This window comes from Bacillus sp. AFS001701 (assembly GCF_002559405.1).
Taxonomy (GTDB): domain Bacteria; phylum Bacillota; class Bacilli; order Bacillales; family Bacillaceae_G; genus Gottfriedia.
This window is the reverse complement of the sequence record NZ_NTZO01000485.1, coordinates 1-986: the sequence shown is the minus strand read 5'-3', so window position 1 is coordinate 986 and position 986 is coordinate 1. Positions and strand designations below refer to the sequence as shown.

At 29.4% G+C, this 986-nt stretch carries 1 protein-coding gene; it reads right to left on the bottom strand.

Annotation, left to right across the window (positions count from 1 at the left end):
* Positions 1 to 986 (bottom strand): glycoside hydrolase family 3 N-terminal domain-containing protein (locus CN514_RS21475; protein ID WP_141529464.1); only part of this gene is annotated, 986 nt, incomplete at both ends.

Genomic DNA, 986 nt, shown 5'->3' with positions numbered 1-986 from the left:
TTATTTGAGGTAGTAACTTCTGAACTAGGTGAACCAAAATAAATTTTTATATTATTAATAGATAAATTTTTTAACTGAGGATCAAAAGAGCGTAATTCAAATATTAAATGGTCTTTTTGATAGCCAAATACTACATTTCTCTTTGTATATGTGTTGTATGTTCCTTTAGCAGCCGCCACATATACACTACTGTCTTCTTTTCCCCATTTTTCTCTTACCTGGTCAATATTGGAATTCATTACATTAAATTCTGCATTGATTATTTTTCCTTCATTAGCCTTCGTCGAAATATTTTTTAAAAGTAAGTACTGCTTATTACTAGTTTCATTGTTATAAGTAACAGCTTTCTTAATTTGTTTATTTAAATTTGTCACATTTACAGTTTGAACTTTATTATTGTTAAGTTTATATTTTTGTTTTAAAGATAGAATTTTATAGACACTTTTATTGATTGTGTCTTCTGATATTTTATGATTTTTAACTGCTGTATAGATGCTATTGTAAATGGTTTTAACATTTTCATTTCCATGTCCTATCAATATAATATTACTCCCGGCATTAATAGAAGTTACTGCTGCATTACTTAAGTTATAGTGTTTAGCTATAGCGCCCATTGACATACCATCAGTTATGACTACCCCATTATATCCATATTGTTTTCGTAAAAGATCTGTTATCACTGACTTTGACATCGAAGCTGGATACTTAGAGTCTACTTTCTTGACTAATATATGAGCTACCATCATCATATCCGCATGATTTTTGATTGCATTATTAAATGGAACTAAGTCAAATTTTTTTAAACTTGATAAGTCTTTATTCACTATAGGAAGTTCTAAATGAGAATCTACTGAAGTATCCCCATGCCCAGGGAAATGTTTAATAACAGGAATTGTGTTTCCTTTTTGAATTCCATCCATCATTCCCTCACCAATTTTTGAAACGATACTTGAATTTGTACCAAAAGAACGATCTCCAATTACTGT